Annotated in this window: 28 protein-coding genes; 10 read left to right on the plus strand and 18 right to left on the minus strand. The window is 63.3% G+C overall.

Translation table 11 applies throughout. The features are described from left to right. Nucleotides 1–5 precede the first annotated feature (5 nt). Both P7228_RS08170 and P7228_RS08175 read right to left on the minus strand, forming a co-directional pair. On the minus strand, nucleotides 6–737 hold the full coding sequence (locus P7228_RS08170; RefSeq protein ID WP_278014754.1) for an ABC transporter ATP-binding protein: 732 nt from the start codon (nucleotides 735–737) through the stop codon (nucleotides 6–8). Between the two features lie 11 nt (nucleotides 738–748). Continuing rightward, nucleotides 749–1882, minus strand: coding sequence for an ABC transporter permease (locus tag P7228_RS08175; protein WP_278014755.1), 1134 nt, complete (start codon nucleotides 1880–1882; stop codon nucleotides 749–751). Between the two features lie 185 nt (nucleotides 1883–2067). Here P7228_RS08175 and P7228_RS08180 point away from each other — a divergent pair, with 185 nt between their 5' ends. Beyond that, nucleotides 2068–2634, plus strand: a complete 567-nt coding sequence (locus P7228_RS08180) for a TetR/AcrR family transcriptional regulator (RefSeq protein ID WP_278014756.1) — start codon at nucleotides 2068–2070, stop codon at nucleotides 2632–2634. Here the strand turns inward: P7228_RS08180 and P7228_RS08185 are convergent. Genes P7228_RS08185 through P7228_RS08195 form a run of 3 tightly spaced genes read right to left on the minus strand, consistent with a single transcriptional unit; the run spans nucleotide 2631 to nucleotide 4212 of the window. Then, on the minus strand, nucleotides 2631–3023 hold the full coding sequence (locus tag P7228_RS08185; RefSeq protein ID WP_278014757.1) for a DUF1761 domain-containing protein: 393 nt from the start codon (nucleotides 3021–3023) through the stop codon (nucleotides 2631–2633). The genes P7228_RS08180 and P7228_RS08185 overlap by 4 nt on opposite strands. Then, nucleotides 3023–3616, minus strand: coding sequence for an SRPBCC family protein (locus P7228_RS08190; protein ID WP_278014758.1), 594 nt, complete (start codon nucleotides 3614–3616; stop codon nucleotides 3023–3025). The genes P7228_RS08185 and P7228_RS08190 overlap by 1 nt, the downstream gene beginning before the upstream one ends. Then, nucleotides 3613–4212 (minus strand): TetR/AcrR family transcriptional regulator, encoded by a 600-nt coding sequence (locus tag P7228_RS08195; protein ID WP_278014759.1) that lies wholly within the window; start codon nucleotides 4210–4212, stop codon nucleotides 3613–3615. The genes P7228_RS08190 and P7228_RS08195 overlap by 4 nt, the downstream gene beginning before the upstream one ends. Before the next feature lie 186 nt (nucleotides 4213–4398). Here P7228_RS08195 and ftsH point away from each other — a divergent pair, with 186 nt between their 5' ends. Both ftsH and P7228_RS08205 read left to right on the plus strand, forming a co-directional pair. Continuing rightward, entirely contained in the window at nucleotides 4399–6375 is a 1977-nt protein-coding gene (gene ftsH / locus P7228_RS08200) for an ATP-dependent zinc metalloprotease FtsH (RefSeq protein ID WP_278014760.1), read from the plus strand. Nucleotides 6376–6414: 39 nt separating this feature from the next. Beyond that, nucleotides 6415–6687 carry a hypothetical protein gene (locus tag P7228_RS08205; RefSeq protein ID WP_278014761.1) on the plus strand — a complete coding sequence of 91 codons (273 nt, stop codon included), beginning with the start codon at nucleotides 6415–6417 and terminating at the stop codon, nucleotides 6685–6687. 6 nt (nucleotides 6688–6693) lie between these two features. Here the strand turns inward: P7228_RS08205 and P7228_RS08210 are convergent, their stop codons facing one another. The 3 genes from P7228_RS08210 to rpoZ all read right to left on the minus strand — a co-directional run bounded on the left by P7228_RS08210 (nucleotide 6694) and on the right by rpoZ (nucleotide 9011). After that, nucleotides 6694–7779, minus strand: a complete 1086-nt coding sequence (locus P7228_RS08210; protein ID WP_278014762.1) for a DUF3667 domain-containing protein — start codon at nucleotides 7777–7779, stop codon at nucleotides 6694–6696. 70 nt (nucleotides 7780–7849) lie between these two features. Continuing rightward, the gene (locus tag P7228_RS08215) at nucleotides 7850–8578 is read right to left on the minus strand and encodes a ParA family protein (protein WP_278014763.1); all 729 of its coding nucleotides are present in this window, start codon (nucleotides 8576–8578) and stop codon (nucleotides 7850–7852) included. A gap of 88 nt (nucleotides 8579–8666) precedes the next feature. Continuing rightward, on the minus strand, nucleotides 8667–9011 hold the full coding sequence (rpoZ, locus tag P7228_RS08220) for a DNA-directed RNA polymerase subunit omega (protein ID WP_278014764.1): 345 nt from the start codon (nucleotides 9009–9011) through the stop codon (nucleotides 8667–8669). A 127-nt stretch (nucleotides 9012–9138) separates the two neighbouring features. On the opposite strand from rpoZ, the gene P7228_RS08225 reads away from it, so the two are divergent. Then, entirely contained in the window at nucleotides 9139–10323 is a 1185-nt protein-coding gene (locus P7228_RS08225) for a phospholipase D-like domain-containing protein (RefSeq protein ID WP_278014765.1), read from the plus strand. Nucleotides 10324–10332: 9 nt separating this feature from the next. Here P7228_RS08225 and P7228_RS08230 read toward each other — a convergent pair whose 3' ends face one another. Next, nucleotides 10333–11841, minus strand: coding sequence for a replicative DNA helicase (locus tag P7228_RS08230; RefSeq protein ID WP_278014766.1), 1509 nt, complete (start codon nucleotides 11839–11841; stop codon nucleotides 10333–10335). A gap of 139 nt (nucleotides 11842–11980) precedes the next feature. Between P7228_RS08230 and P7228_RS08235 the strand changes: the two genes are divergently transcribed. From P7228_RS08235 to P7228_RS08245, 3 genes are read left to right on the plus strand one after another with little or no spacing between them, the layout of a single operon-like run. Further along, nucleotides 11981–12466: a UPF0262 family protein gene (locus P7228_RS08235; protein WP_278014767.1), complete on the plus strand. Its 486-nt coding sequence runs from the start codon at nucleotides 11981–11983 to the stop codon at nucleotides 12464–12466. 21 nt (nucleotides 12467–12487) lie between these two features. Beyond that, nucleotides 12488–13195 (plus strand): glycoside hydrolase family 25 protein, encoded by a 708-nt coding sequence (locus P7228_RS08240; protein WP_278014768.1) that lies wholly within the window; start codon nucleotides 12488–12490, stop codon nucleotides 13193–13195. Nucleotides 13196–13208: 13 nt separating this feature from the next. Further along, on the plus strand, nucleotides 13209–13625 hold the full coding sequence (locus tag P7228_RS08245) for a cytidine deaminase (protein ID WP_278014769.1): 417 nt from the start codon (nucleotides 13209–13211) through the stop codon (nucleotides 13623–13625). 10 nt (nucleotides 13626–13635) lie between these two features. On the opposite strand, the gene P7228_RS08250 is transcribed toward P7228_RS08245, so the two are convergent. The 6 genes from P7228_RS08250 to P7228_RS08275 all read right to left on the minus strand — a co-directional run bounded on the left by P7228_RS08250 (nucleotide 13636) and on the right by P7228_RS08275 (nucleotide 16768). Next, complete coding sequence (locus P7228_RS08250) at nucleotides 13636–14046, minus strand: ArsI/CadI family heavy metal resistance metalloenzyme (RefSeq protein ID WP_278014770.1); 411 nt, start codon at nucleotides 14044–14046, stop codon at nucleotides 13636–13638. After that, nucleotides 14043–14372, minus strand: coding sequence for an ArsR/SmtB family transcription factor (locus P7228_RS08255; RefSeq protein ID WP_278014771.1), 330 nt, complete (start codon nucleotides 14370–14372; stop codon nucleotides 14043–14045). Before P7228_RS08255 ends, P7228_RS08250 begins: the two co-directional genes overlap by 4 nt. Then, nucleotides 14369–14503: a hypothetical protein gene (locus tag P7228_RS08260; protein ID WP_278014772.1), complete on the minus strand. Its 135-nt coding sequence runs from the start codon at nucleotides 14501–14503 to the stop codon at nucleotides 14369–14371. The genes P7228_RS08255 and P7228_RS08260 overlap by 4 nt, the downstream gene beginning before the upstream one ends. Nucleotides 14504–14607: 104 nt before the next feature. Continuing rightward, entirely contained in the window at nucleotides 14608–14970 is a 363-nt protein-coding gene (locus P7228_RS08265) for a hypothetical protein (RefSeq protein WP_278014773.1), read from the minus strand. 49 nt (nucleotides 14971–15019) lie between these two features. After that, nucleotides 15020–16159, minus strand: coding sequence for a M14 family metallopeptidase (locus P7228_RS08270; protein WP_278014774.1), 1140 nt, complete (start codon nucleotides 16157–16159; stop codon nucleotides 15020–15022). Continuing rightward, entirely contained in the window at nucleotides 16160–16768 is a 609-nt protein-coding gene (locus P7228_RS08275; RefSeq protein WP_278014775.1) for a DUF4136 domain-containing protein, read from the minus strand. A 281-nt stretch (nucleotides 16769–17049) separates the two neighbouring features. Here P7228_RS08275 and ykgO point away from each other — a divergent pair, with 281 nt between their 5' ends. Both ykgO and P7228_RS08285 read left to right on the plus strand, forming a co-directional pair. Beyond that, nucleotides 17050–17175, plus strand: coding sequence for a type B 50S ribosomal protein L36 (gene ykgO / locus P7228_RS08280; protein WP_007165381.1), 126 nt, complete (start codon nucleotides 17050–17052; stop codon nucleotides 17173–17175). A gap of 96 nt (nucleotides 17176–17271) precedes the next feature. Further along, nucleotides 17272–17889: an HAD-IA family hydrolase gene (locus P7228_RS08285; RefSeq protein WP_278014776.1), complete on the plus strand. Its 618-nt coding sequence runs from the start codon at nucleotides 17272–17274 to the stop codon at nucleotides 17887–17889. An 84-nt stretch (nucleotides 17890–17973) separates the two neighbouring features. Here P7228_RS08285 and P7228_RS08290 read toward each other — a convergent pair whose 3' ends face one another. Then, a complete protein-coding gene (locus P7228_RS08290) occupies nucleotides 17974–18318 on the minus strand; it encodes a DUF8200 family protein (RefSeq protein ID WP_278014777.1) in 345 nt (114 codons plus the stop codon). Between the two features lie 165 nt (nucleotides 18319–18483). Here P7228_RS08290 and P7228_RS08295 point away from each other — a divergent pair, with 165 nt between their 5' ends. Beyond that, the gene (locus tag P7228_RS08295; RefSeq protein WP_278014778.1) at nucleotides 18484–19038 is read left to right on the plus strand and encodes a winged helix-turn-helix transcriptional regulator; all 555 of its coding nucleotides are present in this window, start codon (nucleotides 18484–18486) and stop codon (nucleotides 19036–19038) included. A gap of 41 nt (nucleotides 19039–19079) precedes the next feature. On the opposite strand, the gene P7228_RS08300 is transcribed toward P7228_RS08295, so the two are convergent. Next, complete coding sequence (locus P7228_RS08300) at nucleotides 19080–20279, minus strand: serpin family protein (RefSeq protein ID WP_278014779.1); 1200 nt, start codon at nucleotides 20277–20279, stop codon at nucleotides 19080–19082. 92 nt (nucleotides 20280–20371) lie between these two features. Further along, nucleotides 20372–21325 carry a TolB-like translocation protein gene (locus P7228_RS08305; RefSeq protein ID WP_278014780.1) on the minus strand — a complete coding sequence of 318 codons (954 nt, stop codon included), beginning with the start codon at nucleotides 21323–21325 and terminating at the stop codon, nucleotides 20372–20374. Between the last annotated feature and the right edge of the window lie 51 nt (nucleotides 21326–21376).

Here is a 21376-nt window from a genome sequence, read left to right on the forward strand (position 1 = left end):
TGGTCCTAGTGGCCGTCCGGCATCTGCGTGCCGTCATGAATGATGCGTCCGTCCTCGAGCACGAGGATGCGGTCGGCGAGGTCGAAAATGCGGTTGTCGTGGGTGACGATCACGCAGGCGCGGTCGGGCGCGACCGCCACTTCGCGCAGCAAATCCATCACCCGGCGGCCCGACTTGGCGTCGAGCGCGGCGGTCGGCTCGTCGCACACGACGAGGCGCGGTTCGTGCACCAGCGCGCGGGCGATCGCGACGCGCTGCTGCTGGCCGCCCGAAAGCTGGTTGGGCAGCTTGTCTGCCTGGTCCGCGATGTTGAGCGCGTCGAGCAGTTCCTTGGCCTTGGAGCGGGCACGCTCGACCGGCATGCCTTGTGCGATCAGCGGGACGGCGGCATTGGCAGCGGCGTCGATCGAGGGGATGAGGTTGTACTGCTGGAAGATGAAGCCGATGTTCTGCAGCCGGAAGTTGACGAGCTCGTCGTCGCTCAGCGAATAGATGTCGGTCCCGAAGACGCGCACCTCGCCCTCGGTCGGCCACAGGATCCCGCACATGATCGAGATCAGCGTGGTCTTGCCCGATCCGCTTTCGCCGACGAGGTAGGTCATCTCGCCTGGCCGGATATCGGTATCGATCCCGTGCAGCACGCGGATCACCTGCTGCCCGCTTTCGAAATCGCGCGCGATATTGCGGGCGCAGATCGCCGCCTCGGGCGAGCAGCCGCCGATCGCGCTCGTGTCCATGGCCGTTCCCATCAGCGAAACACCGCCGCGGGTTCGGTGTTGAGCACCTTGCGCATGGCGATCCAGCCGGTCATCGCCAGGATCAGGACGACCGCCACGAAACTGATCAGCGGGATCTGCCAGGGGATATAGAATCCCTTGAAGGTCGGGTTATTGCCGAACGCCCAGATGAAGACGGCCGTGCCGACCAGCCCCAGCGCATAGCCGATCGCGCCGACCATGCCGGCCTGCACCCCTACCATGCGCACGAGCTTGCCGTTGGTCACGCCGATCGCCTTGAGCGCGCCGAACTGCTTGATGTTGTCGCGGATGAACAGGCTGAAGGTGAGGCCGACGATCGCCACGCCGACGACGAAGCCGAGCGCGACCGTGATGCCGAAATTGAACGGGATGCCGGTGTTCTCGATGATGAAATCGACCCCGTCCTGCGCGAACTGCTTGCTGGTGCGCGCCCGCAATCCGGTCTGTTCCTCGATCCGCGCGACGGCCTGCTCGGGGGTCGTGCCCTCGGCTACGCCGGCCAGCACCAGGCTCATCCGGTTGCGCGTCCCGGGCACATAGCGCAGCGCCTGCGAATAGGTGGTGTAGAGCACTGCGGTGCTGGTGAAGCTGGGGATCGTGTCGGCCATGCCGCGGATCACCGCGCGCTGGTCGTTGAGCTCCAGCCGTTGCCCGATCGGATCGCCATCCTCGAACATCCGCTCGGCCCCGACGTCGTCGATGATGACCGTATCGGGGATCGAGAGATCCTCCTTGCTGCCAATCAGCAGGTTCTTGGGCAGGCCGATCAGGGTCGTATCGTCCACCCCGATGATCGCCACCTGCTCGAGATCGCCGGTGCTTGTGCGCACGGCAGCGTTGGCGCGCAATTGCGGGACGGCCCATTCGACGCCGGGAACCGAACGCACCTGGTCGAGCGCGGTCGAGGGGAGGGGATAGATCACATCGGTCGTGCGGCTGACCGGGTCCATCACGTAAATCTCGGCATTGGCGTTGTTGTAGACGCCGCTGGCACCCCGCTCGATCAGGTTCACGAAGATGACCAATTGCTGCGTGATCAGCAGCGTCGAGAAGGCGATCCCGAACAACAGGCCGAAGAACTTCTGGCGGTCCCCGGTCAGCATGCGGATGGCTATCCAGAGCATGTGGAGAGGAACTCCTGGTTGGGGTTGCGACTCGCGACCTTATCGGCCATTATTGAACGGTTGCGTTTAATTGTACGGATGCGTTCATTTTGTCAACCCGCCTTCGCCCTGGAGAATCAAGGTTCTGCCCGCGCGCGCGGGCGGGTGCTCGCGGTCGCCCGACCGACCTTGCCAAGCGCGAGGCGATGATTGCCGCTGCCGCGCGCAGCTTCTTCGACGTCGGCTACGAGGCTACAGCAATCGAACAGGTCGCCGCGGATGCCGGCGTTTCGAAGGTCACCGTCTACAATCACTTCGGCGACAAGCGTTCGCTGTTCGGAGCCGCGGTCGAATATGAATGCGAACGCATGCGCGGCCTGTTCGAGATGCGGCCGGCGTCGTCTGGTTCGCTGGTCGATCGCCTGACCGTGATTGGCGAGGCGATGAGCGCGTTCCTCTCGCGCCCCGAACTCGTCCGGTTCGACCGCCGGGTCGCGGCCGAGACCGAACACGATCCGGAAATCGGCCGCGCCTTCCTCAATGCCGGACCTCACCGCATGAAAGGAGCCTTCGCGGGCCTCCTCGAGAGCCTCGTCGAGGCAGGCGAGCTCGAGATCGACGACTGCGCCATCGCAGCCGAGCAATTCGTCTCCATGGTCAAGGGCATGGGCGACCTCGAACGCCGCTTCGGCATGGAGCGCAACGAGGAAGTCGACCGCGCCCGGATCGAGGGAGCGGTCGAGGTCTTCCTTGCGGCCTATGCCGCGGCCTAGTTGAACAGCCCGATCAGCAGCCCGTAGAGCGTAAACTGCAGCGTCGCGTAGCCGGCGTCGATCAGCCACAGCCCGAACTGGCGCTGCGCGAACAGGTAGTTGATGCCGAAGCTCGCGCCGACCCAGAACAGACCCGCAGAGAAGCCGTAGAGCGCGCCTTCCTGCATGGTGATCTCGGGCCCCAGGAACATCGCGAAAACGAAGGCGGCCAGCAGCGACAGGACAAAGGCTCCGCCGAAAATCATGGCCATATTGGCCTTCTTCGCGTCCTCTTCGGTGAGGCCGACATAGGCCATCCATTTCTTGCCGAAGAGCGGCCCGTACCACAGTCCGCCGAGCACGAAGGCGGACACGGCAGCGGCAATAATGCCAATCCAGTTTACTTCCATCATTCCCTCCCTGTTTGAACTTTGGCTGCCGATCGCTCGGCGAGGTTCTGGCGCAGAAGCTCGATCGAATAGACGTTGCCTGCCTTGAAGAACCCGAGCATCTGCGACGAGGCGTCGTCATTGCCGTAGCCTAGCCCGGCAATCCGCAGCCTTGTGCGATCCGGCCCGACAGGCTCCAGTTCGTAGACGCCCCACAAGGGCGCCAGCGTATCCATGCTGACCAGCCCTCTCTCCGGCGCCTGTTCTACCTTGAGCGCGATCATCCGTTCGGGAACGAACGCCAGGATGCGATGACGAATATTCTGCGGGTCGCCCATCGTTGCGCCCTCATGATAGCCGGTTTCGATGGAACCGCCCGCCCGCAAGTCGAAGCGCGCGAACTTCGGGCCCCACATCAGCCATCCCGCTTCGGTCGAAAGTGTCGCCCACACGGCGGCGACCGGGGCATCGATGATCGTCTCGTGGACGAGTGTGCGGGTGCCGTCGCTCTCTTCGATCACCTCGACCGATACTTCGCCTTCCTGCGCAGCGAGCGGTGACGCCAGGCCGATTGTGAGCGCGGCGCATAAGTTCAGGAGTGCACGGCGCTTCATGACGGCTGCCTCGCCTTGTCCATCAGCAGTTCGATATGCGCGCGGAGCACCGCGATGTTGCGATCGAACACGCCGATGTCGCGTGCGGTGCGCGCCTGCATGATCGCGCCTTCCATCGTGGTCAGGATGAACTCGGCCAGCGCGCGGCGGTCGGTTTCCGGCGGCAGCCGATTGCCTGCCTCGAGCAGGCAGTGCTCGACCGCGCCGATCCAGTTCTTGAAGTTGACGTCGAGCAATTCGCGGATGCGCGGATCGGGCTCGGACAGCTCAAGCGCCAGGTTCCCGATCGGGCAGCCGTGGGCGAAGTCGCTCATCAACAGGCCGGTGCGATAGCCGTTAAGCAGCGCGAACACCTTCTCGACCGGATCCTCGACCCCGACCCAGGCGAGGTCGAGCAGGTGTTCCTTGATCCCGTCGCGGTAAAACTCGAGCACCGCGATGAGCAGGTCCTGCTTGCCCGGGAAGAAATGATAGAGACTGCCCGAATGCACCTGGCTGCGGCTGAGGATGTCGGCGATCGAAGTCGAGTTGAATCCCTTCACGTAGAAGAGTTCGAGCGCCGTCATCACGATCTTGTCTCGAGTAGCGATATTCATGCGAATCACCTCTTGATTGAGCGTTCAACCAAGCACAAGTTGATTGATCAATCAAGTGGGCGCTAGCGGTGTCTTTCGGAACCCTCGATTTCTCCAATCGAAAAACAGCCGCGCGAATGGCGGCGCGTTATCTTGCCATTCACCCGCCTACGCCTACATAGTCGAACAGAAAGGAATGCTTTTCCGATGAGCAACCAGAACGACCCGCGCGACCCCAACTCCGGCGGCGAAGGCCCCGAAGGGCCGAACCCCCTCGTCAAGAGCCTGATGATCTGGGGCGGCGTTTTCCTGGCGCTGCTGCTGGTTGTGTCGATGTTCGGCAGCGCGAGCGAGCCGGCCGGAACGCAGATCCGCTATTCCGATTTCCGCGAGCGTGTGGCCGAAGGTTCGGTGCAGGAGGTGCAGATCGCGCCCGACCGGATCACTGGTGTGCTCAAGAACAAGAAGACATTCTCGACCGTGCCGGTCGCGAACGACGACGAACTGCCCAAGCTGCTCGAAGCCAACAGGGTGAAATATTCGGGGGCCGAGGCGGATGAAGGCAATGTGCTGCTCTACATCCTCATCCAGACACTGCCCTTCCTGCTGATCCTCGGGATCGCCTTCTTCGCGCTGCGCCAGGTGCAGAAAGGCGGAGGCGGCGGCGCGATGGGATTTGGCAAGTCCAAGGCCAAATTGCTCACCGAGCGGCAGGGGCGCGTGACCTTCGACGACGTGGCCGGCATCGATGAAGCGCGCGAGGAGCTCGAGGAGATCGTCGAATTCCTCAAGGACCCGCACCGCTTCTCCAAGCTTGGCGGTCAGATCCCCAAGGGCGCGCTGCTGGTCGGCTCACCCGGTACCGGCAAGACGCTGCTGGCCCGGGCCATTGCGGGCGAGGCGGGCGTCCCCTTCTTCACCATCTCGGGTTCGGACTTCGTCGAGATGTTCGTCGGCGTCGGCGCGAGCCGCGTGCGCGACATGTTCGAACAGGCCAAGAAGAACGCGCCCTGCATCGTCTTCATCGACGAAATCGATGCGGTCGGCCGCCACCGCGGCCATGGCCTCGGCAATTCGAACGACGAGCGCGAGCAGACGCTCAACCAGCTACTTGTCGAAATGGATGGTTTCGAAGCCAACGAAGGCATCATCATCATCGCGGCGACCAACCGCCCCGACGTGCTTGACCCGGCGCTGCTGCGCCCGGGCCGCTTTGACCGCCAGGTCGTGGTGCCGATCCCCGATATCGACGGGCGCGAGAAGATCCTCGCCGTGCACATGAAGAAGGTGCCGCTGGCGCCCGACGTCAATCCGCGCACCATTGCGCGCGGCACGCCCGGTTTCTCGGGCGCGGACCTCGCCAACCTCGTCAACGAGGCGGCCCTGCTCGCGGCGCGCCGCAACAAGCGTCTCGTGGCCATGCAGGAATTCGAGGACGCCAAGGACAAGGTCATGATGGGCACCGAGCGGCGTTCGATGGTCATGACCGACGACGAGAAGAAGATGACCGCCTATCACGAAGCCGGGCATGCGCTCGTCTCGATCAACGAACCGGCATCAGACCCGATTCACAAGGCGACGATCATCCCGCGCGGCCGTGCACTGGGCATGGTGATGCGCCTGCCCGAGCGCGACAACTACTCCTACCATCGTGACAAGATGCACGCGAACTTGGCAGTCGCCATGGGCGGCCGCGTGGCGGAAGAGATCATCTTCGGGCACGACAAGGTGTCTTCCGGCGCCTCGGGCGACATCCAGTACGCCACCGACCTGGCGCGCAACATGGTCACCAAGTGGGGCATGTCCGACAAGCTCGGCCCGCTACAGTACGAAGCGAGCCAGGAAGGCTACCTCGGCATGGGTCAGACCGCGCGCACCATGGCGGGCGCGGAAACCAACAAGCTGATCGACGCCGAGATCAAGGCGCTGGTCGAAGGCGGGCTCAAGCGGGCGCAGGACGTGCTCAAGACCCAAGAGGACAAGCTCCACCTGCTTGCGCAGGCGCTGCTCGAATATGAGACACTGACCGGCGACGAGATCGACCAACTGATGAAGGACGGCAAGATCGACCGTCCCGATCGGCCTTCAGGTCCGATTGCGGTCCAACCGGCGACCGGTTCTGCCGTGCCCAAGGCAGGCAAGAAGTTCGGCGGGTCGGAAGGTCCGGCACCTCAGGGCGCTTGAAGCGTTGAGCTCCTGAACCCAAGCTTCAGGAGCCAAACCATGCGCAACATATTTGCCTATTCCATCGCAGCCGTGGCGCTGCCGCTTGCCGCCTGTTCGGAAGAAACGCGCGACAACGCCGAGGTCATGGCCGAACACGCGGCCGACGACACGGCCAAAAATCTCGACGCTGCGGGCGAAGTGCTCGAAGATCACATTGCCGATGCCGCCGCAGGGGTCAGCGAGGGCGCAGATGCGGTCGAGGAACATCTTCGCGACGAGGACGACCCGCAGGACGAGTTGGAAAAAGCACCAGCGTTCAACGGCAACTAAGCGTGCTCAGAACGCTCCCAGCAGAAGTAATATCTGCAGGAACATGAGCAGGATCACGACGACAAAGACCAGCAGCAGGATCAGTCGCCACAAGGCCGAGAAGCGCGAGATCCCGTAGGTCCCGCGCAGCTGCTTGTAGATGTGGACCGGCGGAATGATGGCCAGCGCAGTGAAGACCCATCCCCCTCCGATGCCTGCTGCCGAAAGAAGCGACAGCGTGATAAACAGCATGGATATGAAGGCGAGCGAATAGGTCACGAAGATCGCGTGATCATAGGCCTTGAAGCGACGCTTCCAGGCAAACAGCAGCCATACGAAGGGGATCGAGAGCGGGATCAGCAACCAGCTGAATTTATAGCCGTTCGCCTGCAGCTTGTAGAGCATCAGGTCGGGATTGGTGCGCCACTTGTCGATCACCTTGTCGACCCAGCCGATGCCGGTGCCCTTGAACGTAAATTTGCCATCTGGCCCCACCTGGATGAGGTCGGCTTTCTCCAGATCCTCGATCGTCTTGCGCGTTTCCGCCAGGCTCTTTTCGGTCTCCTCTTTCTCTTGCGAGCCTTCGGGCAAGGACGCAGCGCGTTCCTCCAGCGCCTGTAGTTGTGTAGCAGCGCGTTCTTCCGCGCGGATGACTGCGTCGTCTACCACGGCATCGTCGGGCAATTCGCTGGGCGTGCTGATACCCAGCGCCTGGAACACCGCGAACATCAGGAATACGCTGAACAGGAACATCGCCATCGGGCTGACGAATTTGGCGCGCTCGCCCTCGATATAGCGACGCGTCAGTTCCCCCGGCTTGAACAGCAATTTTGGCAGCGTGCGCCAGGTCTTGCCGTCGAAATGGAGGGCGCCGTGGAGCAGGTCGTGCAGGAAAGCGCCTAGCGTGCGGTGGAGATGTGCCTTCTGGCCGCAGTTGTGACAATGCGCACCCTGGATACTGGTGCCGCAATTGAGGCAATCGCCCTCGGTGAAATGGCCCCGCTCGATTGGGTGGCCATCCTTGTCGGTAAGGGCGCCCTTCTTCCCGCCGAACGCGCGCGAGAACAGGCTGCCTTCGACCGCCGTACCCAATGCTTCGCCGAAATCGCTCATGCCTTTCCCCGTCTGCGACCACTATAGGCGAGCGCGACGCGAGAGGGAAAGGGCGCGTGGCGCCCTATGCTCAGCGGCGCTTGAGCTTGGCGTCGATCGCCTTCCACAGCCGGGCGAACTGCTCGGCCGCGGGCGTCGAGCGGGCGAAAGCTCCGACAGGCTGGTTGCGCACAGCGCATTGCTCGACCGGGCTCGAATAGGGCAGCACGGGATAACGCGGCTGTGCCTCGAGCGCCTCGCGGTGCAGTTTTCGGCGGCCATCGACCATCGAGAACACGGGAAGGATCGACGGCCCCTTGTCGCCAACCCGCTTGATCTCGGCGGTCACCATATCGAGCGCGCGCTGCGACAGTGGGGAGGGCGGGAGCGGCACGATCACGATCTCGGCGGTTCGCAAGACCTGGCTCGAAATCTCGTTGATCCCGGGGGGGCAGTCGAGGATGACTCGGTCGTATTGCTGATCGAGCCCCTTCGCCAGTTTCGCCAGGCGACGCTTCTTGCCCATCTGGGTCAACTGGGTATCGAGCTGGCGCAGGCTGGCATCGGCGGGCAGCAGGTCGAGGCCGGGATAGCCGGTCTCCCACAGCAATTCCTCTGGCGCCTCGTCACGCGAGAACAGGGCGCCTGCGCGTTTGGCCTTGAGCTCGACGCCGAACAGGAAACCCGCGCCGCCGGCAGCGTCGAGGTCCCACAGCAGCGTATCGTGCCCGGCCTCGACTGCCGAGAACCATGCCAGATTGGCCGCGATGGTGGTTTTCCCCACCCCGCCTTTTGCACTGTAGACTGCGATGACAGCCATGCTCTGTTCCGTCTTCCTGCCTGTTCAATCCAAACAAAAAGGGCCGCCCACAACGGAGCGGCCCCTTTGATAATGCCAACCGTCCGGTTTAGCCGTCGTAGTCGCCGCCGAGCGAGGTCGAGCGGGCCGGCGCCGACGCGGTAATCCGCAGCGCTTCGGCCGACTGGCTGAGCGAGCCGATCGCATCGGCCTCGTCCTCGTCGTCCGGCAGGATCTTCTGCAGGTTGGTCACGACCGCTTCCTGCAGGTCCTTGGGCTTGATCGTCTGCTCGGCGATCTCGCGCAACGCAACGACCGGATTCTTGTCGCGGTCGCGATCGATGGTCAGTTCGCTGCCGCCCGAGATTTCGCGCGCACGCTGCGCAGCCAGCAGGACGAGATCGAAGCGATTAGGAACCTTGTCGACGCAATCTTCGACAGTAACGCGCGCCATAGGGCACTCCAATAAAATGCAAGTGTCGGAAAGGCGCTGCACCTAGGGAAGGGGCGGCGATGAGTCAAGAAATTGCTTGTGCCCACCACATGCGTTTAGAGGCATGGCAATGGGGAACGAATTGGCCATGGGCGGGGAAGATGCACGGGGTATCGATGTGCGCGATTTCCGCGATCCCCCGGTCCTGTCGATCGAAGCCGCGGGGCATGGTTTCGAGATCCTCGCGGGTGGCCGCGATCGGCTCGATGCGCTGCTCGCGATGATCGACGGCGCGCAGCACACGCTGAGCCTCGCATTCTACATCTTCGACAAGGACCACAGCGGCTGGCGCGTGCTCGATGCGCTCGTTTCGGCGGCACGGCGCGGGGTCGAGGTCAAGCTGATCGTCGACGGTTTCGGCGCGAGCGGCGACGACAGCCAGTTCCGTCCGCTGGTGCTGGCGGGCGGCAAGTTCTGGCTGTTCAGCCCCAAATGGACCCGCCGCTTCTTGATCCGCAATCACCAGAAGATCGTGATCGCCGATGGCGAGCGCGCGATGGTCGGCGGATTCAATGTCGGCGACGACTATTTCGCCAGCCCGCAGGAGAACGGCTGGAACGACCTCGGGCTCATTGTCGAGGGTCCGGTGGTCGATCAGCTCGAGGAATGGTTTGCCAAGCTCGAATCCTGGGTTTCGAGCCGCAAGGCGCAATGGCTCGCGATCCGCCGGGCGGTGCGCGAATGGAGCGGCGGCGAAGGCGCGGTCAAGGTGCTGATCGGCGGGCCGACGGCGCGCCTGTCGAGTTGGGCACTCAGCGTCAGGCGCGACCTCGATGGGGCCCAGCGGCTCGACCTGATGATGGCCTATTTCTCGCCCTCGAACGGGATGATGCGCAAGATCGCCGCGATCGCGCGGCGCGGGCGCGCGCGGCTGGTGATGGCGGGGAAATCGGACAATGGCGCAACCATCGGCGCTACGCGTTCCTTGTATACCTACCTGCTCGACAGGGGGGCGGAGCTGCACGAGTTTCAGGCGTGCAAGCTTCACACCAAGCTGCTGGTGATCGACGATGTGACCTACATCGGCAGCGCCAATTTCGACATGCGCAGCCTCTATCTCAATCTCGAGATCATGCTGCGGATCGAAGACGCCGCGTTGGCGGCCAAGATGCGCGAGCATGTCGACTGGCATGTGGCAGGGGCCGAGAACATCACGCGCGAAAGCCACCGCAAGAAGGCGACCCTGTTCAATCGGATTCGCTGGAATCTCGCCTGGTTCCTGGTGTCGGTGGTCGACTACACCGTGTCGCGGCGGCTCAACCTGGGCCTTTAGCCCAAGCCCTTATTCGTAACCCCAGTCCGAATAATCCTTGCGGTTGGGACTGGTGAACTTGGTGATCTCGCTCTGGAAATGCAGCGGGACGTTGCCGGTCGAGCCGTGGCGCTGCTTCGCCACGATCAGCGTCGCCTTGCCCACCAGCTCTTCGTGCTTCTCCTCCCACATGCGATATTTTTCCTGCGCTTCGGAGGAAGAGGTCGCATCGGGGAAGTCGGGCTTCGACGCGAGGTGATAGTAGTCGCCACGATAGATGAACCAGACCATGTCGGCGTCCTGCTCGATCGAGCCCGATTCGCGCAGGTCCGACAGCATAGGGCGCTTGTCCTCGCGCTGTTCGACCGCGCGGCTGAGCTGCGACAGCGCGATCACCGGGACGCTCAGTTCCTTGGCCAATGTTTTGAGGCCGCGGCTGATTTCCGAAATCTCGTTGACCCGGTTGTCCTGTGCCCGGCCCGACCCCTGCAGCAGCTGGAGGTAGTCGACCACGATCAGCCCGATATCGTGCCGCCGCTTGAGGCGCCGCGCACGGGTGCGCAGCCCGGCGATGGTGAGCGCGGGGGTGTCGTCGATATAAAGCGGCAGCTCGGCGAGCCGCTGGCTGGCGTAGGAAAGCTTCTGGAATTCCTCGCGGCTGAGCTTGCCTGAACGCAGGCTCTCGCTGCTGATCTCGGCCTGCTCTGCGAGGATGCGCGTTGCCAGCTGGTCGGCGCTCATTTCGAGGCTGAAAAAGGCGACCGGCGCGCCGTAGTTGAATTCGCCGCCGTCGCGCTGCCAGTTGAGGTGCTCTTCGGCACAGTTGAAGGCGATGTTGGTGGCGAGCGAGGTCTTGCCCATGCCCGGACGCCCGGCGAGGATCACGAGGTCGGAATTGTGCAGGCCCGAGGTCTTCTGGTCGATGCTGTCGAGTCCGGTGGTCTTGCCCGACAGGCCGCCACCCGAATTCATCGCTGCCTCGGCCATCTTGATGGCGGTCAGCGCAGCCTGCTTGAAACTCGACGCTTCGCTGCCGGTGGTTGCTCCCTCGGCCACCTTGAACAGGTCCGCTTCGGCCTGCGCGATCTTGTCCATCGGCGCGACATCTTCGGAGGTGTCGAGCGCGCCTTCGACCAGCCCGCGCCCGACGCTCACGAGTTCGCGCAGCAGCGCGAGGTCGTAAATCTGCGCGGCGAGCTCGCCTGCTGCCAGCAGGCCGGCGCCGTCGGCGGTCAGTTGCGCGAGATAGGTCGTGCCGCCCAAAGCCTTGAGCGCCTCGTCGGCCTCGAAATAGGGCTTGAGCGTGACCGGGCTGGCAGTTGCATTGCGGTCGACCAGTTTGACGATCCGCTCGAAGATACGTTCATGCAGCGGCTCGAAGAAATGTTCGGGCCGAATCGGCGTGCGCAGTTCTTCCAGCACGCGGTTGTCGATCAGCACTGCACCCAGAAAGGCCGCCTCCGCCTCGATATTGGAGGGGAGCGTGCGCCCTTGCGGGGCATCCTCGACGGTGCGGATCAACAGATCGGTTTCGGCCATGGCGGCCTTTTGCGCTGCGATGGTCGCAGCGCGCAAGGGCCAATCATGGCATTCGCGCCGCACTGGCTTGTGGATAGCGGGGATGGATTGCCGAAACGCTTGCTAATCGCCCTTCGCATCTGCGAAAGGCCGCAGTGCAATGGCCGACAATCATCGCATCGCGCATATCTCGCTCGACGAGGAAACGATCATCTGGCGCAATGCCGATGTCGAGCAGGAACGGCGCGTGGCGATCTTCGACCTGATCGAGGAAAACTGCTTCAAGCCGGTGCGCAGTGTCGAGCGTGGCGCCGGCGGTCCCTATCGCCTCGGCCTCTCGGTGCAGGACGGCAGGCTGGTAATGGCAATCAGCGACGAGGGCGAACAACTGCTCGAGCAGTTGATCATCGGCCTTGCCCGCTTTCGTCGCCCGATCCGCGAGTATTTCGCGATCTGCGACAGCTATTACCAGGCCATTCGCAAGGCCACCCCGGCCGAGATCGAGACGATCGACATGGCGCGGCGGGGAATACACAACAATGCCGCCGAGCTGCTGATGGAACGCCTGGAAGGCAAGGTGGAGCTAGACTTTCCGACCGCGCGGCGGCTTTTCACGCTCATTTGCGTGCTGCATATCAAGGGCTGATAAGGGGTCGGCTCGAACTTCATGGCACGCAGGAAATCCAGCCTAGGGCGCAAGTGGCGCCTCTATCTTGTCGCAACGTTCGCGCTGGCGCTGCTGGCCGGGGCGCTGTGGTATTGGTGGGACATGCAGCGCTGGGCACCGGACGAGGCGTCGTACCCGGAACAGGGCGCCTATGTGACCGATCTAAACGGCCTGGTGGGGTTCGAAACGGTTCGCGCGCTCGGCGGGCAGTTCGTCTATCTGCGCGCGAGCGAAGGTGCAGCAGCCAAGGATGCGCGTTTCGCGCGCAATGTCGCGGCGGCGGCGCGCGCGGGACTGAAGGTCGGCGCGTTGCACCTGTTCGATCCCTGCGCCAGCGCCGATGCGCAATCGGCCAATTTCGTGACGATGGTGCCGCGCGATGCAGACCTGCTGCCGCCCGCAATCACCTTGAGCGGAACGGGAGAATCCTGCCCGGAGCCGGTCAGCAGTGCGCGGGTCGAGAGCGAGCTGATGACCTTCATCAACCAGGTTGAAATGCATGCCGGCAAACAGGCCATCCTCAAGATCTATCCGGATTTCGAGGCGTATTATCGTTTGGCCGTGCAGATCGAGCGCGATCTGTGGCTCGTGCGCGACCGGATCGCGCCCGATTATGGCGGGCGGCCCTGGCTGCTATGGTCGGCCAACGCCAAGCGCGCTACGGAAGCGTCGGAAGAGAAGCTCGAATGGGTGGTGGTGCAACCGTGATGAAGGGCATGCGATGAGCAAAGACAACAATCGCGACAGCCTGATTGCCGCGGCCCGGGCGGCGCTCGACAACAGCTACTCACCCTATTCGTCGTTTCGCGTGGGCGCGGCGCTGCGCTTTGCCGATGGCACGGTGGTAACCGGGACCAATATCGAGAACGCCAGCTATGGGCTTGCGCTTTGCGCCGAGACCGTTGCTGTGGCCAAGGCCATGGATGAGGGCCATCGCGGCGGGCTGGAGGAAGTCGCCGTGATCGGCGACACTGCCGCACCGATCACGCCCTGCGGCCGGTGCCGTCAGGTGCTGAACGAACTGGCAGAACTTGGCGGGACGGATCCGGTCGTGTGGTGCGCGGGCGAGGAGGAAGTCGTGCAGACCAGGCTGTCCGACCTCCTCCCGCGCGCATTCGGCCCGGCCAGCCTCGGCTGATCGCCGCAGTTCAGGCGGCGTCGGCTGTCATCGCGGTGAAATCGGGACCCTTGCCGTAATCGACCGCGTCGCCGGTGGTGAGGAAGGTTTCCCACGTCACGCCCTGCGGATCGCTGATCCATTGTTTCATCGAGCGGGCATAGCAGCAGGTGGTCGCACCTTCATCGAGGATCGGGCCTTCGGCCGCCTGCAGACGGTCATAGACTTCGGCGAGTTCCGCCTGGTCCTCGACCTGGATTCCGAGGTGGGACACGCCATGGTCGGCGCGCTGCGAGATGGCGAAATTCACGCGCGGGTCGTCGAGCATCCATTTGGCGTAGTCCGGCTTCACGACGGTGGGTTCGGCGGCGAACAGGGTCGAATAGAACCCGATCGAATGGTCGAGATCCTTGACCGCGACATGGACGTGCAATCGTTTCATGATGCTTGCTCCAGTGCTTCGAGCGCTGCGGCGCCGCAGCCATCGGCCTCGCAGCAGTTTTCGAGAAGATAGCCGACCAGCGAATAAATCGCGGAATAGTCGGCGCGATAGATAATGGTGCGGTGCTGCCGTTCCTGCGTCACCAGGCCGGCCTCGGACAGCTGGGCGAGGTGGAACGACAGCGAGCTTGGCGCCATGCCGAGCGCTTCGGCGATGGCGCCGGCCGACATGCCCCGCTCGCCCGCGCGCACCAGCCGGCGAAATGCCGCCAGCCGGTTATCCTGCGCGAGGGCAGAGAGCGAGGCGATGGCCGCAGCGTCGTTCACTTGCGGCAGCCACGCATGTCGGGCCCGCCCAGCATGCGGGTGGGAATATTGCCGACCTCGCGCTGGCAGCACAGGCTGAGCGAGCGCGACATCATGATAAGATACCGTTCGAGGCGATTGGGGGTAGTCACAGCGAATCTCCTTCAATTCGAAGAATGTCGAAATGAAGGATGCGAAGCGCGCTGTCAAGCTCAATTCGAAAAATCTCGAAATAAGGATCGGTCGGCTGCGCGCCCTAATTCTCGTAGCAGCGGATCCAGCGTTGCTTGCCCTGCCACTCGACCGTGCCGTCATAGCTGTGGTTGCGGTCGTTCCATTCGGCGCGCACCGTGGCGAGCGTATCCAGCGCCTGCTCGTCGGTCAGCACCAGCCGCAGCTCCGAGCGGTCGAGCCACCACTGTGGCGTCGTGACAGAAACCTTCTTCTCCTTCACCCATAGATGCCCGCCGATCAGGGGAGCGCCCGGCACGTGCCCGAACCCCACCGCGATCGCGACCTCGCTGCCGTCGGCGGTCTTGCACATATAGCCGCCCGTCGCCTGAGCCGGAGAAGCCAGGGTCACAGCGGCGAGACACGATAGAGCGAGAAGGTTGCGCATGCCTCCTTCTATCCGGCGGTCGCTGAACCGTCGATTGACTGGCCCGCTGCTATTGCTCGCGCGTTTCGAGCCACTCGACCAGCGCCGCCAGGCAGTCGCGTGCCAGCATCTTGCACCGCTCGGGCGACCAGCCCTGCTCGGGCTCGGGGAAGTCGGCCAGATCCTTGTAGGGCATCTCGAGCGTCATCGCGGTGCATTTGAAGCGATGCGCGATCTGCGTGGTCGCCATAGTCATATTGGCCTTGCCCGGTGCCGCCTTGGGATAGCCGAGCTTGGTCTGGAAGTCAGGCGTACGGCGGTCGAGGATCGCCTCGTAGTCATTGAACCCGGCGAGCTGCGCGTCGGTCAGGTCGGGAATGCCTTCGTAGCCGGCTAGGAACACCGCCGGAATGGCCTCGTCGCCATGGACGTCCATCGCAAAGTCGACGCCGGTTTCGTCCATCCGGTTGCGGATGCACAGCACTTCGGGCGAATTCTCTTCGCTGGGGCTTTCCCATTCGCGGTTGAGGTTCACGCCCACGGCATTGGTGCGCAGGTGGCCGCGGCACGAACCGTCGGGGTTGCAGTTGGGAACGACATAGAGGCGGCAGCGCTGGCGCAGCGCGCGACCGACCGGATCGGCCAGATCGGTCAGGCATTCGAGCGCGCCCTCCATCCACCATTCGGCCTGCGTTTCGCCCGGATGCTGGCGCCCGGTCAGCCAGACCCGCGTCTGGCCTTCGCCCATTTCGAGGCAATCGATCGGCTGGCCTTCGACCGACTGGCCGAGACGGACCAACTCGACGCCTTCGCTGGCAGCCGCTTCGGAAACGAGGTCGTGATGGCGCTCCATCGAATAGGGCGCGAAATAGGCGAACCAGGCGATATTGCCTGCGGGCGTGTACTTGATGGTCAGCGTGCCGTCGGCCGCGTCCTTGTCGAACGCGGTTTCGGTGCGCGCCCAGTACTCGCGGTCTTCCGAAACGCAGGCGGTGTAGCCCGGCCAGCCCTGCGGGTAGGCAGAGTTATTGAGGTTGACGATCTTCAGCTCGACCGGTGCGCCAGCCGCGCCGGTAACGCGGAAGTGGAACCATTGCGCGAATTCGGACTGCTTGTCCTTGCGGATCGCCAGCCTGGCCGTGTTTCCGGCGATTTCCAGCACTTCGATATTGCCGCTGTCGAAGGCGGCATCGATCACGATATTGCTCACTTAGTTGACCTTTGTTCTTACGGTTTCGCCATTGCCGCCCGGGAAATCCCGGAACAGGGCCTCGGCAATAATGGATGCATTGGTAGCTGGTTCGGCCTGCGCCGCCTCGGGACCGACCGAGAATTGCGCGCGGCCTTCCCATACCGCCTGGTTGCTCTTCGCATCGCGCAGCATGACCGACAGTTCGGTGCCGACGCGTTCGCGGCTGCGACCACCGCCCAGATTGATGCCCACGCCTACCCCCACGCCCGAGCCGTATGATCCGGTCGATCCGCCGACCCCGACGCTCACCGGGCCGCGACGCTCACCGTCGGAGCCGATGGCGAAGCGATCGACCTCGACCTGCGCGATCAATGTCGCCTCGCTGCGATTGGTCTCGCGATAGCCAAGCCGCGACAGTTCGCGTGCCACTGCGGCCTTGTAGGGCGAGGCGGCGAGGCTATCGCCGCCCCGAGGGGCGCTCTCGATAAAGACGGTGCCGCCCTCGATCACGCTCAGGCCGGCGGGATTGTGGAACCGCGTTACTTCGACCGGGCTGGCCGGCGCTGGTGCGGTTGCACATCCGGCGAGCAAGGCCGCCGCGGCGATAGGTAGAACGAAGCGTGTCATGGGTCCTCTCCGGGGCGCGTTTTGGTCGAGCCGCCTGCCGAGCGCAAGCGCCTATATTCTTACTCAACGCGCGGGAGGCGATTGAAGGCCCCGCTCTTTGTAAAAGGAGTCTTGCGATTTCTTTACGATGACGGAGGTTCGCGGGCTCGACCAAGGCGAAATTCGGCCGCCGACACCGCTTACGACGGTTGACCTTCCACGATTCGGCCTCTATGCGCCCCGCTTGAATTTCCGGCATCGGAGACTACCTCCGGTGCCTGTTTTATTCTCAGGAAGATAACATGAAGATCCGCAACAGCCTCAAGTCGCTGAAGAACCGCCATCGCGATTGCCGCGTCATTCGCCGCCGCGGTCGCACCTATGTGATCAACAAGACCAACCGTCGCTTCAAGGCCCGCCAGGGCTGATTTGAGCCAGTTGGCCGATCGCTTATGGCGGTCGCGCAGCTTACCGGCCCGCCTCCCAACGGAGTGCGGGCCGTTGCTGTTTGAGGAGTTGGGAACGTGACACAGAAGATCGAAGCGGTGGTGTTCGATGTCGGGCGGGTGATCGTCCAGTGGAACCTGCGCCACCTGTTCGAGAAACTGATCCATGACGCGGCCGAGCTCGACTGGTTCCTCGCCAATGTTGTGACGGAGGCATGGCACTTCGAGCACGATGCCGGGCGACCGCTGGCCGAGATGGTGCCCGAACGTAAGGCGCTATTCCCGAAGCATGCGCACCTGATAGATGTCTATGCGACCCGCTTCAACGAGACCATTCCTGGCCGCGTCCCGGGAACCGCTGACTTGATCGAACGGCTCGTGTCCCACGACGTGCCGCTCTACGCGATCACCAATTTCGGGGCCGAATTCTGGGCCATGTTCCGGCCGACCGAACCCTTGTTCGATCACTTTCAGGAGATCGTGGTGTCGGGGGAGGAGAAGCTCGCCAAGCCCGATCCGGCGATCTTCCATCTTGCCGAAGCGCGCTTCGGCCACCGCGCCCAGAGCATGCTGTTCATCGACGACAACGCGGCCAATATCGCGGCGGCCGAGGCGCTGGGCTGGCAGGTGCATCACTTCACCGAGGCCGGCGCACTTGAACGCGACCTCAAGGGGCGTGGGCTGATCCCGGCCTGACAGGAAACGAAAAGGCCTCCGGCGGTTGGGGACAGCCGGAGGCCTTCGGGGACACCCTGGTGGAGAGGACGAGGGTGTGGGGGATTACTTGCCGTTGCAGGTGGCGAGCTGTTCTTCCGCGAGGGCTTCACCCTTGGCGGTGAAGCTGGTCACTTCGCCGAGTTCGCGCGCCAGGCCGCGGCAGATCCGCAGCGGGCGCGAATTGCCCTTGGCTGCCTTGCAGGTGGTGCCTTCGCAATACCAGGCGATGCCCGAGGCAATGGCGCGGCTTTCGCTGGTCGGCTGGGCCAGCTCGGCGGTGTAATAGACCGTGTTCGATGCGGCCTGTGCAGGAGCCGGAGAGGTGACTGCGCCCAGGGTGAGCGTGGTGTAGATCGCGGCAAGCGCGAGCACGCCAAGCCGGTTCGAGCGGGGGAGAGAGAGGGTCATGACGATATTCCTTCACAGCATTGTCTTGCAGCGCTAAGTTTCGAATCGAAACCAGTTGCTATTCACTACCTATTCAAGTAGGTTTCAGAAAGCAACCCAAAAGTGCAAAACTTTTTTGCCCCCCTCGAAAACCCGCGCTAAATAGGTTGCAGGGAAAGGACTGAAATGGGCGATATCAGAGAACCACTGCGCGAACTTATCGAGTGCGGTCTGCCGCAAGCGCTTGAAGTTATGGGAGAACGCTGGTCGTTCATGATCCTGCGCGCCAGCTTCAACGGCCTGCATCACTTCGAGGAATTTCTGAGCGAACTGGGTATCGCGCGGAACATCCTTTCGAATCGACTCGCCAAGCTGGTCGAGCATGGGATCCTCAAGCGCGAACCTTGCGCCGACGATCGCCGCAAGATCGAATATCGCCTGACCGACAAAGGGTTCGACCTCCTCCCTGCCATGCTCGCGCTGCGCCAATGGGGGCAGAAGTATGGCGCCGAGATCGAGGAGAATCCGGTGCTGGTGGACGAGCTCGATCGCCTGCCGATCGGCCCAGTGTCGATCCTTGCCCATGACGGCCGGATATTGAACCACCAGGACCTATGGCTGGTGCGGCCGGAGAATATCGGCGTTCGAGCTGACGGCAGCATCGCGAAAGCGGGCAGCGTTCTGGGGCGCGGAGATGTGATCGACATGGCGCGCGCGAAGAAGGCGGCCGCCGGACGGTAACCCGCCCGCCTGCCTGCCTTGAGCGCCCTCGACCGGGGTGCCTATTCGATCACTTCAGGTTCGAACGCTTCAGGACTGGCGATCCGGCCAACGAACAGCACCTCGCGCGCTTCCAGATCGCGAATCACGATCACGAATGGCCGGTCGGCGATGAACGGGACCGGCTCCTTCTCGTAGATTGCACCGGATGTCACGACAATGCTGATCGTCGTCACTGCCGCCGCCCTGGTTCCCGCGTCGAACACCTGCAGCTTGGTCACGTGGCGGGCATCGCTAACCACCAGCGGCGCTTGGCCTGGCTCCGCCATCGGCGACAGGTCGGCCACACCCTTTTCGAAAGGTGCGGTCACTCCCAGAGCCTGGAGGGCTGGGATGAGCCCGGTCGAATAGTCGACTTCGAATTGCGGGATCAGCAGATCGACGAGCTGATGCTTCTCACCGGCAAGCTTCGCGCCGAGTTCCTCGATCATCTCGGGCGACGGCGCTTCCGCCATGACCCGTCGTTTTTCCGGGATGATCACGTCCATCGTGTAGCGATCGTTGGCGTAGGGAATACGGACAGCCGACCAGCCATCTGCCTCGACCTTGTTCAGCGACAGGACCTTTCCCACGAAGCGGAAGGGTTTCTCCGATCCATCGCCGAACAGGAACGCCCGGATATCACCGTGGGTCAACTTGGTTTCCCATCTGCCATCGAAATAGAGCGCGTTCGCCAGCACGGCGACCATGTCGGGCGTAATCGATCCGGGGGTGATTACTTGCGGGATCAGCCCTTCGGTCGCTTTTTCGGCCCAGTCGTTGATCGTCTTGGCGGTCGGGGCAGGAGTGAGAAAGTCCACCGCTTGAGTGGTCGCGTCGTAGCGTGACTTCGCCGAGCTGACGAAGCTCTGGCGGAAGCGAAATGCGTCGGACAGGAACAGCGCATTGGCGATCCGCACCTCGACGTCGTCCTTGTCGACCCGCAGGTAGTCGGCATTGCGCGGCGCGGGCAGGACCCGGTCGAGCTGCTCGGCCGTGCTGCCCGCGGCACCCAGGCGCAGGAGCCCGAATGCCTGGTCGACGCTCGCGGGCGAGTAGACGATGTTTTCCTTTGGCCCCGCCTCGCGATCGAGAATCGGGAACAGTGCCATCGCGCCGGAGCCATCCCGCTCGACGATGGAATCAGGCGATGTGGCGACGGGTTCGGTGGTTGCACATGCAGCCAGGGCGAGCGGGGCGAGCAGCAAGAGATGTCGTGTCATTCCGCTCGAACGCACGACATCTCAAAGAGTTGCATGATTGCACAGAGCCCGATCGCGGGGCGATCATACCCCGATGATCGCCCTGGCCCGGATCAATCGCCCGACGGGAACTCGATCATCTTTGGCCCCCGCCTCCGTTCCCTCTCGGCATACCAGATGTCGGGAAACAGCGGACCGGCTCCGGGATAGACAGCCCCCGGGCGCCAGGAAGAAAAGAACATCTGCGTTCCGTCCCACGATATCGCCGGGCGCAAATCGATTGCCGGCGAGTTGATCTCTGGGATGTTGTACGCTTCCCCGAATGGTTCGCTGGTGGAGTCGCGCTCCGCAAACCAGATGTCGACCGCGCCGACACCGCCCGGCCTGGTCGAATCGAAGGCGATCACCAGCCCGTTGCGCGAAACCCAGGGACGGTTGTTGGCCCCCGCGGCATTGGGGCCGCCCGCGACGGGCACGGGTGCGCCGCCGTCGACGCTTTGGAGGATCTCGCCGCCCGATCCATCGTTATTGCGCCGCGAGAAGATCACGACCTCGCGGCCCTCCTCGTCCTCGAAGATGCCTACGCTCTCTTCAAGCGCGTTGGTATTGTACTGCGGCAGGAACGGGACGGCGGTCTGCCAATCGCCGGAGGTACGTCGACTCACATACAAGCTACCGGGATCACCCGGCGAGCTGCGGAGGAAATGGAGCGTGTTGCGCCCGATGATCGTCGGGCAGGCTTCGTTGGCTCCGGGTGTATTGACCGTTCCGGGCAGCTTCTGCGGGCTGCCGAATCCCTGCGAGGTATCCGAACGCGCGGCGACATAGATGTCGGCGAGGCCGTCACGGAACGAAGTGAGATAGAGTTCGAGTCCGTCGCGTGACAGGCTGACACAGCCATCGATCGCGCCCGAATTCACGTCGGGCGCCGACCCCGGCATGTTGTTGGCGTTGATTGGCGTGCCCCATTCTTCATAGGGGGGCGCTGCCAGGGTGACGGTCGACGTTGTCAGCAGACAGGATGCTGCAAGGCCGAGACAGAATCTCGGCGAAATCGAGATAGGCATGTTTCTCTCCCCGAAAGGTGACCCCCGGCATGATCGAGGGCCGACGCCTGC

Origin of the sequence: Altererythrobacter sp. CAU 1644 (genome assembly GCF_029623755.1) — a bacterium.
In the GTDB taxonomy this organism is placed as follows: Bacteria; Pseudomonadota; Alphaproteobacteria; order Sphingomonadales; family Sphingomonadaceae; genus Erythrobacter; species Erythrobacter arenosus.

Coding starts and splice junctions, on each gene's coding strand:
- P7228_RS08175 (WP_278014755.1), bottom strand. CDS start 1,882: ATGCTCTGGATAGCCATCCGCATGCTGACCGGGGACCGCCAGAAGTTC.
- P7228_RS08225 (WP_278014765.1), top strand. CDS start 9,139: ATGGGCGGGGAAGATGCACGGGGTATCGATGTGCGCGATTTCCGCGAT.
- P7228_RS08235 (WP_278014767.1), top strand. CDS start 11,981: ATGGCCGACAATCATCGCATCGCGCATATCTCGCTCGACGAGGAAACG.
- P7228_RS08250 (WP_278014770.1), bottom strand. CDS start 14,046: ATGAAACGATTGCACGTCCATGTCGCGGTCAAGGATCTCGACCATTCG.
- P7228_RS08265 (WP_278014773.1), bottom strand. CDS start 14,970: ATGCGCAACCTTCTCGCTCTATCGTGTCTCGCCGCTGTGACCCTGGCT.
- P7228_RS08205 (WP_278014761.1), top strand. CDS start 6,415: ATGCGCAACATATTTGCCTATTCCATCGCAGCCGTGGCGCTGCCGCTT.
- P7228_RS08295 (WP_278014778.1), top strand. CDS start 18,484: ATGGGCGATATCAGAGAACCACTGCGCGAACTTATCGAGTGCGGTCTG.
- P7228_RS08300 (WP_278014779.1), bottom strand. CDS start 20,279: ATGACACGACATCTCTTGCTGCTCGCCCCGCTCGCCCTGGCTGCATGT.
- P7228_RS08210 (WP_278014762.1), bottom strand. CDS start 7,779: ATGAGCGATTTCGGCGAAGCATTGGGTACGGCGGTCGAAGGCAGCCTG.
- P7228_RS08215 (WP_278014763.1), bottom strand. CDS start 8,578: ATGGCTGTCATCGCAGTCTACAGTGCAAAAGGCGGGGTGGGGAAAACC.
- P7228_RS08180 (WP_278014756.1), top strand. CDS start 2,068: ATGATTGCCGCTGCCGCGCGCAGCTTCTTCGACGTCGGCTACGAGGCT.
- P7228_RS08230 (WP_278014766.1), bottom strand. CDS start 11,841: ATGGCCGAAACCGATCTGTTGATCCGCACCGTCGAGGATGCCCCGCAA.
- P7228_RS08170 (WP_278014754.1), bottom strand. CDS start 737: ATGGACACGAGCGCGATCGGCGGCTGCTCGCCCGAGGCGGCGATCTGC.
- rpoZ (WP_278014764.1), bottom strand. CDS start 9,011: ATGGCGCGCGTTACTGTCGAAGATTGCGTCGACAAGGTTCCTAATCGC.
- ykgO (WP_007165381.1), top strand. CDS start 17,050: ATGAAGATCCGCAACAGCCTCAAGTCGCTGAAGAACCGCCATCGCGAT.
- P7228_RS08240 (WP_278014768.1), top strand. CDS start 12,488: ATGGCACGCAGGAAATCCAGCCTAGGGCGCAAGTGGCGCCTCTATCTT.
- P7228_RS08290 (WP_278014777.1), bottom strand. CDS start 18,318: ATGACCCTCTCTCTCCCCCGCTCGAACCGGCTTGGCGTGCTCGCGCTT.
- P7228_RS08185 (WP_278014757.1), bottom strand. CDS start 3,023: ATGGAAGTAAACTGGATTGGCATTATTGCCGCTGCCGTGTCCGCCTTC.
- P7228_RS08190 (WP_278014758.1), bottom strand. CDS start 3,616: ATGAAGCGCCGTGCACTCCTGAACTTATGCGCCGCGCTCACAATCGGC.
- P7228_RS08195 (WP_278014759.1), bottom strand. CDS start 4,212: ATGAATATCGCTACTCGAGACAAGATCGTGATGACGGCGCTCGAACTC.
- P7228_RS08245 (WP_278014769.1), top strand. CDS start 13,209: ATGAGCAAAGACAACAATCGCGACAGCCTGATTGCCGCGGCCCGGGCG.
- P7228_RS08305 (WP_278014780.1), bottom strand. CDS start 21,325: ATGCCTATCTCGATTTCGCCGAGATTCTGTCTCGGCCTTGCAGCATCC.
- P7228_RS08275 (WP_278014775.1), bottom strand. CDS start 16,768: ATGACACGCTTCGTTCTACCTATCGCCGCGGCGGCCTTGCTCGCCGGA.
- ftsH (WP_278014760.1), top strand. CDS start 4,399: ATGAGCAACCAGAACGACCCGCGCGACCCCAACTCCGGCGGCGAAGGC.